This is a genomic window from Cobetia sp. 14N.309.X.WAT.E.A4 (assembly GCF_030397495.1).
GTDB lineage: Bacteria > Pseudomonadota > Gammaproteobacteria > Pseudomonadales > Halomonadaceae > Cobetia > Cobetia marina.
On sequence record NZ_JAPNXT010000001.1, the window covers coordinates 134,265 to 147,361 of the forward strand.

Sequence of the window (13,097 nt, forward strand, 5' to 3'; positions counted from 1 at the left end):
GCGGGCTCAGGGGGATGCGTGTAGGGGGGCGATCACTGCTGCTTGCCTTGCTGGCGCAGCCGCCAGGCTTCCCGCAAGGCTGCGCGCAGGCCCGGGGTCTGCCCGACCTGAATGGCCTCCAGCGTCGCGGCGAAGGCGTCCGGCGTGGCACGCCAGTCAGGAGGCTGGAGAGCCCCGGCGCTGCTGACGCCGACTCGGTCCAGTGGGGGCGGGGCATGTTCCGGCAGTATGCCCAGCAAGCGCATGTGACCGTTCTGTACCTGGCGCAGACGATGCACGAGCGCCTTGTGGCGCGCTCCCAGAGGCCGGACCGCCACGCTGATCAAGCCGGCCAGGAGACGTTCCTGCCATTGAGGACGTGCCGGGTTGCGATAGGCCACGCCACGCTGAGAGGCTGCTCCCGCCTGGCGTCGGTCCTTGAACCAGTGGGGGGCGCGCTCATCGAGTGCCTCCCCTTCAAACAGGATGCCGGCGGTCATCTGTTGACCACCATGCACACGGGTGAAGGGCAGGATGACGCAGTCCTCGAGCATGGCGCCTTCTTCCACATAGCTGCCCTGCTCGACACAGCAGCGTCCCTGCAGCAGCACGCCGGGCTCCACATGGGTGGTGATGCCGGCAAAGCCTCCGCTGAGGCGCGATTCATCCAGGCGCGTCGCGCCGGCGGCATAATAGACGTGGTGCAGGTCCTGCTCGCCGGGCAGCACACCGCGCTCCCCATGGGGTGACAGGCGTGTGTCGTCGGTCGCCAGAGCCTGCATCACCAGAGCGTGGTAATGCGACAGCGAGCCCAGCAGGGCTGGCCCCAGCCGGGAGTTGTCGCGCACATCACGCCAATGCAGTCGGCCAAGGGCCGGGTCCTTGAGAGAGGATGGCAGGCAAAGCGGTGCCTCAAGCGTCATGGCCAGCTCACTGATGTCCAGACTGTCGGGCATGAACCACTCCGGCATCAGCAGTACATCGGCGCGCAATACCGGGGCGGGCAGGGCCGCCATGGCCCCGAGGCGCTTGAGCTGCTCACGCGGGTCGCGCTCCCCGGGCATCGGCAGGATGTCGAGCTCGATCCCCCAGCGTGAGCCATCGGCGAGTCGTGCCCGGAACCATTCGGGGTCACGGGCGATGATCAGACTGATATGCGTCACGCCGCGCCCGACCAGCAGATCGAGATTGCGTTCCAGCACGCTGCGGCCGGCGATCGGCAGCAGGGCCGGAGAATAACGGCGGTCAATCGGCGCGATCTCCTGACCGAGGCGGTCTGCCAACAGGATCACATGCATCGCAGACCTCCTTGGCATGCATCGTGAGAGTGACGCGCTGCAGGGCGCGTGGCGAGGTGGGTATCACGCATCAATAGGCTCCGCGACTGGTCAGGACGGCAGGAATCGTGCGCAACAGCAGCTTGATGTCCTCCTTGATGCCCTGACGGTGCAGGTAGAAGAGATCCAGATGAATCTGTTGCTCGAAGGACAGATCGGAGCGTCCGGACACCTGCCACAGGCCGGTCAGCCCCGGGGTGGCGTCCAGGCGCATGCGGGCGCGAGCCTCATACAACGCCACCTCGCGGGCGAGCGCGGGGCGCGGCCCCACCAGCGCCATCTCGCCGCGCAGCACGTTCCACAGTTGCGGCAGTTCATCGATGGACAGCTTGCGGATCACGCGTCCCACCCGCGTGATCCGCGGGTCCTGCTTCATCTTGAACAGCACACCGCCTTCACTCTCGTTGGCGGCCTGCAGTTCACGCAGGCGCTCTTCCGCGTCGATATACATCGAGCGGAACTTCCACAGCTTGAAAGGCTTGCCATGCCGTCCGATGCGCTCCTGTCCGAACAGGATGGCCCCGGGGGATTCCAGGCGAATGGCCAGCAGAGTGCCCAGCAGCAACGGTGACAGCACCAGCAGCACACCGCTGGCGCCGACGATGTCCATCGTGCGGCGTGCGCGTGGGGTCAGCCAGTTGCTCACTCGCCATCGAAAATGTCGCCAGTTGGAGCGTGACTTCATCCACAGGCCTCGGCCGGGGATGGCCTCCTCGCCATACTTGCGCACGCTCAGCAGGAAGCTCGGATTGCCAAGCACATAGCGCTTGAACATGCGGCGTGGCTCCATCAGCAGACGCCAGGCCCACTCCATGCCAAGCTTGCGCACGACACCTGGCGCACGCGGAATGCGTTGGGAATAGAAGTCGAACAGACCGCCGACGCCCATCACCACTGGCACCTGGAGGCGCTCTCGGTGTGCAGCGATCCATTTTTCCTGAGCGGGCACGCCCATCGCCACCAGCAGCAGGTCAGTGCCCTGATTGATCTGTGCCAGAACGTCCTCGATGATTTCCGGCCCGATGAAACCATGGTGCACGCCACTGATCTCCAGATCTGGCCAGCGCTCCTTGAGTTTCTCCGCCATCCGCTCGGCGACGCCTGGCGCGGCCCCGAGCAAAAACAGCCGCTTGCCATCCGCGACCAGCATGTCGCACAGATGCGGCAGCAGGTCGGTGCCATTGAGGTTGGCTTCCAGCTCCTGGTCGAGCATGCGGCAGGCCAGTTTCACGCCACTGCCATCCGGCAGCAGCAGGTCGCTGTCATGCAGTACCTGCAGGTAATACCGATCATGCTGTGCCACGTTCAGGCAGTGCGCATTGACGAAATTGACCGTGCGCGGCTGCGGGTCGCTGATCCAGCTCTTGAGCAGGCGCAGACAGGTCTCGAGACTGGTGTTGACGAAGGGCACGCCCAGCACCTTGACGTGAGGCAGTGTCCTGACGTGCTCAGTGGTGAAAAGCGTCTGATCGATGGATTGACTCATCATGGCGACTCCGCTTCGTGAGCGTCCTGCTGGCGTTCTGGCGTGACGGACCGTGGGCGTGGATCATTGTCGATCTTCTTCTTCTGGGCCTTGCCGATGATGCCCTGGGCGAGCCCTTCACAGCGCAGATAAAGGCGCTCGGGCATCACGCGCAGCATCAGTGCGGCGCCTGCCGTGGCCGCGGTACGGCCGAATTCGGCCTTCCAGATGCCTGGCCAGGCCTTGATGGCGCGGCGGACATAACCCCAGGCGGCCTTGCCGTCACGCAGTCGAATCGCCTGGCGTGCCAGATAGCGCAGCTGGTAGGCCTGGGCGCGGGGATACCATTGTTCGATGAAGTCGGGCGCATAGGCGCGTGTCAGCTCGACGATCGCCAGCCAGCTCTGGTACTGGCGCTCCAGTTGTGCCGAAAGCCCGCCTTCATTGAGGCGGTAGCGGGTCAGCGGCTCGGGAATGCCTTCCACCGTGGTGCCGGTCTTGAGGGCGATGCGTGTCCAGCACTCGATGTCTTCGCTCTGACGCAGGCTTTCATCGAAGTAGCAGGGCAGCACGCCACCTCCCTTGACCTCACAGTCGAAGGCGATGGCCTCGAGAATCTCGCGGCGGATGACTGGCGCCGAGCCATTGCCCACCGGGTTGCGACAGAACAGCAGCCCCGGCGTGATGTCGGTCAGGCTTGGCATCTGGAAGTAGTCCAGCGGTGCGCCGTCGGCATCGATGAAGGCCGAGCGCGAGAAGGACAGGCCTACCTCGGGGCGTGCCTCGAGGTGCTCGCGGTGGCGCGCAAGTTTCGCGGGCTCCCAGATGTCATCGGAGTCGAGGAAGGCCAGATAACGGCCCTGTGCGGCGCGCACGCCAGTATTGCGCGCCCCGGCCAGCCCGCGATTGACCGGATGAGAGATCAGTGTGATGCGCGGGTCGTCATAGGCTTCGCAGATCGCCCGGCTGCCATCGGGGGAGCAGTCATCGATGATGAGCAGTTCAAGATCGCCATCCTCCTGCGCCAGCACGCTGTCGATGGCGGCCGTGACGAAACGTTCGACGTTGTAGATCGGCATGATGACCGAAAAGGTCGGGGTCATGGTCTGGCCTCCTGGACGTCCCTGTCTGGGGAAAGCGATGCGGTGGATGCTGCGTGAGGTGTGTCTGGCGAGTCTGGTGGCTGGGTCGATGTATGTGTCATCAAGCCGTCCTGAGCGAGGATCAGTCGGCGTGTCCACAGATAGCCGGGCAGGGCGGCCAGGCTGATGCCGACCAGAATGCCGGCCGCGACGCCGTTGATGCCGAAGGGCACGCCAGCGAACATGCCGGCGCCGAGCATCAGCGTCATGAAGATCTGCAGTTTGAGGTCTGCCCCGGGCATACCCTGGGCGCGCAGCAGCTGGCCGCAGCTGTCGAGCAGGATGCGCGGCAGGGCGGAGAGGCAGATCAGGATCAGGATCGGCAGGGCGCCACGCTCGACCCAGGCCTCCCCGAACAGGATCGGCACGTACCAGGGCGCCAGCAGGCTCTGGGCGATGATGGCGGGCACCGCGACCAGCGCGAACAGGCGCATGCCGTGGTGCATGCGCGCCAGTCGCTCACGCGAGGTCATGTCGCCACACAGCTGCGGGAAGATGGCGGTGGAGTAGGCGCGCAGGAGGCCAAGGCTGATACCGAGTCCGGCATTGAAGGCGAAGAAGTAGACCCCGAGCACGTCCATGGCGAACAGGGCGCCGACCAGCAGGTAATCCATCTGCTGACGTAGCACCGAGACCACTTCGACGCCCATCATCGGGCGCGCGAAGCGCATCAGCGGACGCGACCACAGCGTGGAGGGGCGCTCATCGATGCGCCATGACTCGCACCAGCGGTAGCTCAATGTCCAGATGGGCGTCACGATCAGTTTGGGCAGGATCAAGGCCCAGAACCCGGCTCCCATGGCGGCCAGCAGCATCACGCCGAGTGCCTCGCCGATGCTCTGGCCCATCTCGATGCGGGCCGTGACGTGCAGGCGGTTGCTGCGCAGAATGCGCGCCGCGTTGATGGCGGCGGGGGGCAGCATCGGGAAGATCAGCGCCAGCGTCATCAACGGCAGGGTCAGATCGGGAGCGTCATAGAGGTAGGCCAGCAGCGGGGCCAGTGCCATCTGCAGCACCATCAGGCCAAGGCACACCACCCAATTGAACCAGTAGGCATCGCGGCACAGACGCTCATACCCGTCGCGACCGGCCTGTACCAGGGCAGGCACCACGGCGGCATTGGAGATGGCGTGCATGATCTCGTGTGCGGTGAGCACGATGGCGGCGATACCGAAGGATTCCGGCGCGATCATGCGTGCGGCCACCAGGGTGGCACCCAGTCGGGCGATGCGGTGAACCCCTTGCGACATGCCCATCCATGCCAGGTTGCGGATCAGTCGGCCATTGCCGCCTTCTCCGCCACCTGACAGGCGTGTCCTGAGTCGCGTGATCACTCCCATCGCCTGGCTCCCTGCCTTGTCGTGCCCTGTGCAGGCATCTGATCTTGTCAGTCATGCGGATTGATGACTTGTGTCGCCACTCTAGCGCAATGGACTGATGAATTGGCGTGATCTGACGCAGTCCTGTTCCACTATCGGGTCATTTCGCTGCATCACCGTTGCCTGCGCTGGCGGGGTGGGCATCGGGCTCGGGATGAGATGCCTCCACATCCACCGGCCCCCTGTTGTGGATATGCCCCTCACTGGCGGGCAGGCTCGCCAGCTGGTGTGCCTTGCCGATCAGGATCAGCCCCGGCCAGATCAGATAGGCCAGGATCTCCAGGTTCTCGCCGAAGGAGTAGACGAACAGCAGCCCGACCATGATCAGTCCCAGCTGCACGACAGGCCGGCCGACCACGAAGCGCAGCAGATGCAGCAGGCTGACCAGCATCGGAATCAACAGCGCGAACAGACCGAAGATGCCCTTGACGAACAGCAGTCCATACCAGCTGTGGTGCGAGCCTATCGGCATGTACTCCACCAGGTGCGGGCCGCGCTCGACGATGCCGTGACCGAACCACGGTGCCTCGTTGCGCCAGCGATCCACCGCGATGCGCCCGAGCGCGGCGCGCACGCGGGTCGAGTCCGCCCGTGAGCCCTTGAAGGCGGCGATGAAATTATCGATGGCTTCCAGAATCGGCGCGCCGAGAAAGCCGCCGATCAGACTCGCGCCGGAGAAGCTGAACCACAGCCACTGCTTGTGCAGGCGCTTGAGCAGGAACATCCCGGCGCTGATCAACACCAGCGACACCAGCGCCATGCGCGAGCCGGACATCAGGATCATCAGCACGCTGCCACCGATGCCGATCGCCTTCCATATCGGGTGCTTTTCCAGCAGGGCGCAGGCGAAATAGATGCTGGCGACAAAGCCCACCGCCGGTGCCCAGGGGGTGAAGAGTCGCCAGCGTGGCATGCCGCTGCCGGGGTCGATCTCGTAGAGGGAAACGGCGAAGAATTCCGGTCCCGGCCCCCCGATGGCCTGCAGTGGCGAGACGAAGGGCACCTGGGGCAGCCCTGCCAGCCAGGCGCCGACGAACACCGGCAGCAACAGCATGGTATGCAGGCAGACGTGCATGGCCGCGCGTATGATCACCGCCGGGCGGATCGCCAGGCAGCCGATGATCGGGAAGACCGCCAGCAGCGCCCAGCCCTTGGCCCAGCCGATGGAGGACTTGATCAGCTTGCCGGTGCCCAGATTCTCGATCAGATGGCCGGCCAGCAGCGAGAATTCCATCACCAGCATGCCGATGATCCATACCCACAGTGGCCAGGGGAGGCGCGGAAAGCGTTGACGGCCCTTGAGGTGCAGCCAGGCGGCGCGCATCACCAGAGACCAGGCCAGCACCGGGGCCAGTACGTAGAGTCCACCGATCAGGTAGAACAGGTAGGTCGCGGTGATCGAGAACCAGATGATGCGCTCTTCCGGGGTCTCGGGGCGGACATCCGCCTCTGGCCCGGCCTTCAGGGAAAACATCGGCGGCTCACACGCTTTGCTGCAAGCGCAGCAGGTAGGGTTTTCTGATCCACAGGAGGATCAGGCCGATGATGCTGAAGACGCTCGCGGCCAGCGCACCGACGATGGCCAGCTTGATGCCCAGCGAGTCAGCCTTCTCGGGCAGTGGCGGCGGGTCGAGGATCTGCAGCATCGGGTAGCTGGCGAAGGGGTCGATCTGGCCGATGTCGATCTTGGCCAGTGCCGTGGTGTAGACCGCCGTGGCGACCTGTTGCTCGCGCAGCAGGTCCTGCAGCTGGGCCGCCTTGGCGACACTGTTGTCCAGTCGTTGCTGGCGAGCTGCCAGATTGGCGCGTCCGGTCTCGAGCTCGCTGATCACGCCGCGCCGCTGGGTGTCCAGGGTGATCAGCTCACCGACCAGGCTGTCCTGATTGGCATGGCCGGACGCGGCACGCAGTGCGCTCTGGTTGCGCGAGGTCTGGCGGGGCAGCAACTCCCGCATGCGTGAGGCCAGCGAGCGTTCCAGTGAAGCGAGCCCCGCGGCCAGATTGATGACTTCCGGGTTGCGCTCGCCCCACTTGCCGCGCGCTTCATCGAGACTGGCCGCCTGCTCCGCTGCCTGCGTCAGCAGCGCCTGGTAGCGAGCATCACGCTGCAGTGCGATCACGCCCCCCGCCTGACTGGCATCGAGCCCCAGTCGGCTGGACAGGGTGGTGAGGCGGGCGTTCAGCGCTGACAGCTCGCCATCCCGCATCTCGAGGGTGTCCTTGAACTCCTCGACACTCAGTGTCAGCTCCTTGAATTGCTCCATGGAGACCAGGCCTGACGTGGACTGGAAGTCCAGCAGCTTGCGCTGGGTGTCCTTGAGCGTGCGATCGTAGGTCTCGAGCGAGCGACGGATGACGGCTTCGCGTCGCGCCTGTTCATCGTTGCGCAGCTGTTCGATCACCTCATTGAAGGCATCGATGTGCGCATTGGCGCGTTCAAGCGCGGCCTTGGCGCTCGGTGCGCTGGTCTGGAAGGCGATCAGGGCGGTCTGGTCGGTCAGCTTGATCTTGGGCTTGGCGTAATCGTCGGGATGCATGTCGACCGTCCTGGCGGCACGCTCCAGCACGGCAGGGCTCTCGGCGATGGCGCGGTAGTTGACCTTGGGGTCCAGCGAGGAACTGGAATAGGACGAGTTGGCGCTGGTGCTGGCCTGGCCGATGCTCTCGAAGTTCACCGAAAGCCCCGAGCCGGTACCCGGCAGGATCATCGTCCAGCTGGTGGTATAGGTGACGGGTGCCACGGCAATGAAGGCGATGGTCAGCCCCCAGATGACACTCAGGATGGCGGTGGTCAACAACAGATAGGCCGCGCGGCGGGTGCGCGGGCGCATGCTGGAGCCACGAGCTGCCCAGCCCAGCAATACGCCAAGCATTCGACGCCCCAGTGAGGGCTTCGCCGTGTCTTGCGGCGTGTCGGGTGAGCGGGACTCTGTCATGCACATCCTTGTCGCGTGGTAGTGATCAGTTGCCTTCCGGCAACGCACAGGCGAAGCGTTACAGCAGAGTGGCCGGCGTCAGCAGGTCCGTCAGCGTTCTGGCGATATCCCGGATGTTGGTGACACCTGAGTCATAGCAGCCGACGACATCTTCCGGCATCAGATACGGATTGACGCCCACGTCCGCTGGATTGGCCAGCAGGTCGTCGATGCCGCGATCCACCACGACCGGTTGATGCGTCATCGGATTGGTGCTGACCAGCACGGCGCGTCGCGAACCGGACGTCGCCTGGATACCACCGACACAGTTGGCGTTGATCACCCCCTGCAACATGCGCACGCCGTAAGGCACCTGGGAGCGCAGCACCGTGTAATTGCTGACATTGTTGTTGTTGGCCGGTGTGGTCAGGTTGGAGGCATAGATGACGATGCCCGGCGCGGTGATGGGGGACGGGCGCATCAGCGCTGCCTGGAAGGCACCGCTGGAGGGCACATGGATGCGATCCCCTTCGCGCAGCCAGGGGTTGGCGGCATATTCGCCATCGATCAGGCCGCGCATGTCGAGAATCTGTGTCTGGTTGTCGCGAATCAGTTCGACGTGGCTCAAATCCGCGTCCGGCCGCACGCCGCCAGCCGTGGTCAAGGCCGCTGACAGCCGCCGTTGCTGGCTGGCATCGCCTCCGGCAAAGTCGCGACGCACCATGCGCTCTTCCGGTTCGCGGGCATTGACGACGGCTTCGCCCGGGAAGAACACTGCCCCGGAGACGGCGACCGCCAACGGCGCCCATTCCTCGAGACGAACGCTGACATGGGCCAGCCCCGGGCGGATCAGCTCTTCCTGTATCAGACGCTCGTTGATCTCACGTGCCAGGGCATCGATGGTCTGGTTGGAGGCATCGACCGGCGAGAGCCAGGGCAGGCGCAGACGCCCATCGTGATCCACCTCGTAGCTGCCATCGAACAGCTCGCTGCCGGCGACCCTGACGTTCACTCGATCGCCGGCGGCCAGGCGCTGGTCATCGCTTGCAGGCCGATGGGAAAAGCGATCATCGGCCTGCGGCGTGGGCAGCTCCAGGGGCCAGTAGGTCACCTGTTGCCAGTGCTCTTTGGCCGGAGTGTCGTCCAGCATCAGCGGCGTGCAGCCGCTGATCAGACCGGCGAGCATGGCAATCCCCGAAAGGCGGCGTGAGACTTGGGTCCATGAGGTGAGGCGTGCCAGGGAAGACGTCATCAGGCTACCTCGCGAGAAGACCCTGACGCGTGGGCATCTGGCACCAATAGCGGGTCGCGCTGATAGTAGATGTCGAAGAGTTCGAACAGGCGCACGCGTTCCAGCTCGGTCTGCATGATGGGAGAGGGTTCCACCACGATCAGAGCCTGCGGTGACAGGGCATCATGCAGGCTGACCAGTACGGAAAGTCCGTCGGCATCGATGGCTGTCACATGACTCAGATCCACTGCCAGCTTGCCGGTGTGGTCCGGGATCATCGCGAGCATCTCCTGGCGGAAATAGCGCGCGACCTCGCCTGTCAGCTGAGCCGGCGGCGTGATCATGATGCCTTCGTCAATTCTGGTGGTGATGGGCATGGCGAATTCCCTGTGCCTGCCGTCACCGGCTGGCGCCATGTCGGGCCTGCGGTGCGACTTGTTATCTTTATGCACTATGCCGCACAAGCATCGTTTGCCTATCGTCGCGGTGTCAACGACATGACGGGAATTGTCTCAGTCCTGACTGATGAGATGTCTGGTTCCTTCTCCTTTCTTCACCCTTCCTATCTTCCTTTCTTTCATCCTTCCCTGCTTTTCTCTTCTTCCGGCTCAGCCTGTCGACGGCCCAGACCGTTCAGGGAACTCGTCTCTCAATCTCCCGACATCGCTGGTGCCTTGTGGGGCGTTGCCAGCATTGCCCCCCAATGACGGAAGCGCAGCAGCAGCAACAGCCCCGGGATGGCGGCCAGGGTGCAGATCCAGAAGAAGCTGTCCCAGCCGGCGGCATCGGCCAGATAGCCCGAGGGGGCGGCGATCACCACGCGTGGCAAGCCCATGATCGAGGAGAGCATGGCATATTGGCCGGCGGTGAAACGCTTGTCGGTCAGTGCGCCCATGAAGGCGATGAACGCGGCGCTGCCCATGCCGGCCGCCAGGTTCTCGAATGCCACCACTCCGGCAAGCCAGGCCAGCGAGTCACCGACGTGATGCAGCCAGATGAAGCCGGCTGTGGACACCATCTGCAGGATGCCGAACCACCACAGTGCACGGTAGATGCCGATTCGCATGATCATCAGGCCGCCGAAGAAGGTGCCTGCCAGCAATGGCCACAGGCCGAACAGCTTCACGGTCGCGCCGATCTGTGAGTTGCTGAAGCCGATCTCCTTGTAGAAAGGCGTCGTCAGATTGCCTGCCACGGAATCGCCCAGCTTGTAGAGCAGGATGAACAGCAAGAGCCAGATGGCCCCATCACGTTTCATGAAATGGCGGATGGGGTCCCAGAGGATCTCGTGCAGGTGATGGGCACGCGGCGCTGCCTGTGCCTCGGGTTCCGGCGCCAGCAGGGTCACCAGCATGCAGGCTCCCAGGGTCGCGGCCATGATCAGGTAGGTCATGCGGAAACCGATCATGTCCGCCAGCACCAGGCCACCGGCCGAGGCCATCAGCATGCCGATGCGATAGCCATAGACATAGAAGCTGGAGCCCAGCCCCAGTTCGTTGTCCGGCAGATGCTCACGTCGGTAGGCATCGATCACGATGTCCTGGGTGGCACTGAAGAAGCTGACGGAAAGCGCGATGGCCCCCATGGTCAGCGGCGACATGTGCGGGTCCTGCAGGGCAAGCAGCGCGATCAGCGCGGTCAGGGCCAGCTGCGCGATCATCAGCCAGCCGCGTCGCCGCCCCAGTGCGGGCGGCATGATGCGATCCAGCAAGGGGGCCCACAGGAACTTGAGGGTATAGGGCAGGCCGACCAGTGCCAGAAGGCCCACGGCGTCCAGTGATACGCCGGCATCCGTCATCCAGGCCTGCAGGACACTCCCGGTGAGCAGCAGCGGCAGGCCTGAGGCGAATCCCATCAGGAACGTGATACCATGACGGCCAACGAGTAAGCGTAAATCCTTTGAAGTCAAAGCCTTGCCTGTCCTTGCAGAGAGTGTATCCGCGCGGGAGTCGCGCGTGACCCATGGCCATGCGCCACATGCATCGTCAATGGCGGGATTGTCGCACTGCCTGAGCGCAAGGGCCATGCATTGTCCTGAGGTGCCGCTGACCATCAGCTGGCTGGCGTGATGAAGGGCTTGCGTCGGGCCCCTGTGGGCAGGTAGGCAATGAGAGGTCATCATGAGTGAAGTCCGAGACGCTGCCAAGGCGCACTGGTATCTGATCCAGTGCAAGGGTGGAGAGTCCTTCCGTGCGGCGGAGAACCTCACCAATCAGGGATTTCACGTCTTCCACCCCCTGCTGGAAGTGGAAAGAAAGCGCGGCAGCAAGCTGCGCTGGGTGGAAGAGCCCCTTTTCCCCTACTACCTGTTCATCCGTCTGGATCAGGTGGACGACAACTGGCGCCCGATTCGCTCGACACGTGGCGTGCTCAAGCTGGTCAGCTTCGGCACGACCCCGACACCGGTCCCCACCTCGCTGGTGGAGGCGCTGATCGCCAATGGTGAGCAACGCCAGGAGCAGCCAGCCGAGAACCTCTACTTCCGTGCCGGCGAGCAGGTCGAGATCATCGATGGGCCGCTGAGTTCGCTCAGTGGTGTCTTCGAGAGTGCCAAGGGCGATGAGCGCGTCATCGTGCTGCTCAATCTGATCAATCAGCAGCAGCGCGTCGAGCTGTCCAGTCGTCAGCTGCGTCGTCGCGAATCCTGAGTCTCGGTGCCTGCGCCCTCCGGGGAGGGCGTGAGCTCACCGCACTTGTCATTTCTGGAGTTGTTTCATGTCGATTACCGTTCAGCAGGTGGTCAGCCTGCACTACACGCTGCGTACCGCAGATGGCACCGTCCTGGACACTTCTCGTGATCGGGAACCGATGGATTACCTGCATGGCCATGACAATATACTTGCCGCTCTGGAATCCGCGCTTGAAGGTTGCAGCGTCGGCGACAGCAAGGTCGTGAACCTGACGCCGGCGGAAGGCTTCGGTGAGCGGGATGAGGGGCTGGTCCAGTACTTCGGGCGTGATGCCTTCGGCCCGGGGGAGCTTGCACCGGGCATGCGCTTCCAGGCGCGAACTCCCGAAGGGCAGCGCTCGGTGACCGTACTGGAAGTCGGTGATCAGCAGGTCAAGGTCGATGCCAATCATCCCCTGGCCGGTCAGGCCCTCAGCTGGGATGTCGAGGTGCTGGAAGTGCGCGATGCCACTCGGGCCGAGTTGGCAGCAGGCCATCCGCTGGGGCTTGAGGTGAGTCATACCGAAGTGGAAGACAAGAAGGTGCGTCGCTGAAGTCGCGCTGATACCGCATGCCGCATGCCGCTTCAGGGGTGTCCCTGTCGCTGATCAGGAAGGCGCTTTCGATGATGATCGAAGGCGCCTTATTCGTTTCGGGTCTGCTGCGTTTCGGGTCTGCTGCGTGTCATTCCGGGACGGATTCATGGGAGCGAAGCGCTCATGAATTGACGTGGATCATGAAGGCAGCGGCATGATACCACCCAGGCTCACGAAATTGACGCATGTCATCTTCGCCTGCCGATGATCGCGATAGAGTGCTCATGTCGAGACGGGCGGCGTACGAGGATGCCGCATGGGGCATCATGCTTCGGGGGAGATACTCTTCGAGGTGACGGAAAGCGGCGCAGGCCACCGTCTGGTCAGGGAGAAGTTGCAGGGCGTCGGTTGCCGGCAGAGGCAGGCGCTTGAGGAAGCCCCTTGG

11 protein-coding genes are annotated in these 13,097 nt (G+C 64.0%); 2 read left to right on the forward strand and 9 right to left on the reverse strand.

The window, feature by feature from the left end:
- Positions 1-32 precede the first annotated feature (32 nt).
- From OW493_RS00600 to OW493_RS00640, 9 genes are all read right to left on the reverse strand, one after another.
- A complete protein-coding gene (locus OW493_RS00600) occupies positions 33-1,277 on the reverse strand; it encodes a hypothetical protein (RefSeq protein WP_279874240.1) in 1,245 nt (414 codons plus the stop codon).
- 70 nt (positions 1,278-1,347) lie between these two features.
- Positions 1,348-2,805, reverse strand: coding sequence for a WecB/TagA/CpsF family glycosyltransferase (locus OW493_RS00605; protein WP_176492902.1), 1,458 nt, complete (start codon positions 2,803-2,805; stop codon positions 1,348-1,350).
- On the reverse strand, positions 2,802-3,884 hold the full coding sequence (locus OW493_RS00610; protein ID WP_289862804.1) for a glycosyltransferase family 2 protein: 1,083 nt from the start codon (positions 3,882-3,884) through the stop codon (positions 2,802-2,804). Before OW493_RS00610 ends, OW493_RS00605 begins: the two co-directional genes overlap by 4 nt.
- Positions 3,881-5,263 (reverse strand): oligosaccharide flippase family protein, encoded by a 1,383-nt coding sequence (locus OW493_RS00615; protein ID WP_289862806.1) that lies wholly within the window; start codon positions 5,261-5,263, stop codon positions 3,881-3,883. The genes OW493_RS00610 and OW493_RS00615 overlap by 4 nt, the downstream gene beginning before the upstream one ends.
- A gap of 139 nt (positions 5,264-5,402) precedes the next feature.
- Positions 5,403-6,776 carry an O-antigen ligase domain-containing protein gene (locus OW493_RS00620; protein ID WP_289862807.1) on the reverse strand — a complete coding sequence of 458 codons (1,374 nt, stop codon included), beginning with the start codon at positions 6,774-6,776 and terminating at the stop codon, positions 5,403-5,405.
- Positions 6,777-6,783: 7 nt separating this feature from the next.
- Positions 6,784-8,238, reverse strand: a complete 1,455-nt coding sequence (locus tag OW493_RS00625) for a hypothetical protein (RefSeq protein WP_289862809.1) — start codon at positions 8,236-8,238, stop codon at positions 6,784-6,786.
- 58 nt (positions 8,239-8,296) lie between these two features.
- The gene (locus OW493_RS00630; protein ID WP_289862811.1) at positions 8,297-9,469 is read right to left on the reverse strand and encodes a polysaccharide biosynthesis/export family protein; all 1,173 of its coding nucleotides are present in this window, start codon (positions 9,467-9,469) and stop codon (positions 8,297-8,299) included.
- Entirely contained in the window at positions 9,469-9,825 is a 357-nt protein-coding gene (locus OW493_RS00635) for an STAS domain-containing protein (protein WP_279855157.1), read from the reverse strand. Before OW493_RS00635 ends, OW493_RS00630 begins: the two co-directional genes overlap by 1 nt.
- A 272-nt stretch (positions 9,826-10,097) precedes the next feature.
- A complete protein-coding gene (locus tag OW493_RS00640) occupies positions 10,098-11,303 on the reverse strand; it encodes an AmpG family muropeptide MFS transporter (protein ID WP_103751364.1) in 1,206 nt (401 codons plus the stop codon).
- A 265-nt stretch (positions 11,304-11,568) separates the two neighbouring features.
- Between OW493_RS00640 and rfaH the strand changes: the two genes are divergently transcribed.
- Both rfaH and OW493_RS00650 read left to right on the forward strand, forming a co-directional pair.
- On the forward strand, positions 11,569-12,096 hold the full coding sequence (gene rfaH / locus OW493_RS00645; protein WP_077371768.1) for a transcription/translation regulatory transformer protein RfaH: 528 nt from the start codon (positions 11,569-11,571) through the stop codon (positions 12,094-12,096).
- Positions 12,097-12,163: 67 nt separating this feature from the next.
- Positions 12,164-12,670, forward strand: coding sequence for a peptidylprolyl isomerase (locus tag OW493_RS00650; RefSeq protein WP_077371771.1), 507 nt, complete (start codon positions 12,164-12,166; stop codon positions 12,668-12,670).
- The last annotated feature ends 427 nt before the right edge of the window (positions 12,671-13,097 follow it).

Bases quoted from the DNA above. Each gene is read 5' to 3' on its own strand.
- OW493_RS00605 (WP_176492902.1), bottom strand. From the start codon at position 2,805: ATGATGAGTCAATCCATCGATCAGACGCTTTTCACCACTGAGCACGTC.
- OW493_RS00625 (WP_289862809.1), bottom strand. From the start codon at position 8,238: ATGACAGAGTCCCGCTCACCCGACACGCCGCAAGACACGGCGAAGCCC.
- OW493_RS00610 (WP_289862804.1), bottom strand. From the start codon at position 3,884: ATGACCCCGACCTTTTCGGTCATCATGCCGATCTACAACGTCGAACGT.
- OW493_RS00620 (WP_289862807.1), bottom strand. From the start codon at position 6,776: ATGTTTTCCCTGAAGGCCGGGCCAGAGGCGGATGTCCGCCCCGAGACC.
- rfaH (WP_077371768.1), top strand. From the start codon at position 11,569: ATGAGTGAAGTCCGAGACGCTGCCAAGGCGCACTGGTATCTGATCCAG.
- OW493_RS00615 (WP_289862806.1), bottom strand. From the start codon at position 5,263: ATGGGAGTGATCACGCGACTCAGGACACGCCTGTCAGGTGGCGGAGAA.
- OW493_RS00650 (WP_077371771.1), top strand. From the start codon at position 12,164: ATGTCGATTACCGTTCAGCAGGTGGTCAGCCTGCACTACACGCTGCGT.
- OW493_RS00635 (WP_279855157.1), bottom strand. From the start codon at position 9,825: ATGCCCATCACCACCAGAATTGACGAAGGCATCATGATCACGCCGCCG.
- OW493_RS00630 (WP_289862811.1), bottom strand. From the start codon at position 9,469: ATGACGTCTTCCCTGGCACGCCTCACCTCATGGACCCAAGTCTCACGC.
- OW493_RS00600 (WP_279874240.1), bottom strand. From the start codon at position 1,277: ATGCATGTGATCCTGTTGGCAGACCGCCTCGGTCAGGAGATCGCGCCG.
- OW493_RS00640 (WP_103751364.1), bottom strand. From the start codon at position 11,303: ATGGGATTCGCCTCAGGCCTGCCGCTGCTGCTCACCGGGAGTGTCCTG.